Raw genomic sequence first — 809 nt, forward strand, 5'->3', positions numbered from 1 at the left:
ACGTCAAATCATCATGCCCCTTATGTCTTGGGCTTCACGCATGCTACAATGGCCGGTACAGAGGGTTGCGATATCGTGAGGTGGAGCGAATCCCTTAAAGCTGGTCTCAGTTCGGATCGGGGTCTGCAACTCGACCTCGTGAAGTCGGAGTCGCTAGTAATCGCGGATCAGCATTGCCGCGGTGAATACGTTCCCGGGCCTTGTACACACCGCCCGTCACGTCACGAAAGTTGGTAACACCCGTAGCTCGTGGCCTAACCATTTTGTGGGGGGAGCGGTCGAAGGTGGGGCTGGCGATTGGGACGAAGTCGTAACAAGGTAGCCGTACCGGAAGGTGCGGCTGGATCACCTCCTTTCTAAGGATTTGTTGCAGGAAACGGGATGGGAATAGACCACTCGGGTTTGTTTCTTTAGTGTTTGTTTCTTGTTTGGGACACGTAAAAAAGACGCTTAGAACGCGGACGGGTTTTCGTGCTTGTTTGTGTTCTTTGTGGTGTTGGTTGGACGGGCTGTTAGGCATTCGGACACTGTCCGATATACCACCCGCGAGCAGTTGACAGGCTTTGATGGTTTGTTTTCTGGTTGTGGTGTTGGTGTGGTGGTTGGTTGTCGCATAGTGAGCGTGAGCATCTTTATAACAAACATGTGTGAAGCGTTTTGTTTTGTGTGTGTTTGTTGTGTGATTTTGCGTAATGTAAACATTTTTTGTTTTGAGTTTCTTGTTTATTGTTTTTTTGGTGTTGTAGGGCGTTTGGTGGATGCCTTGGTGCGTATGGGCCGAAGAAGGACGTTGTAGCCTGCGATATGCC

1 rRNA gene is annotated in these 809 nt (G+C 50.1%); it reads left to right on the forward strand.

Going from position 1 to position 809, the window contains the following annotated elements:
• Window positions 1-356: ribosomal RNA gene (locus ACRQDJ_RS09250) — 16S ribosomal RNA — on the forward strand; the annotation flags it as partial.
• Between the last annotated feature and the right edge of the window lie 453 nt (window positions 357-809).

The sequence above is a fragment of the Actinotignum urematis genome (assembly GCF_051264595.1).
In the GTDB taxonomy this organism is placed as follows: Bacteria; Actinomycetota; Actinomycetes; order Actinomycetales; family Actinomycetaceae; genus Actinotignum; species Actinotignum timonense_A.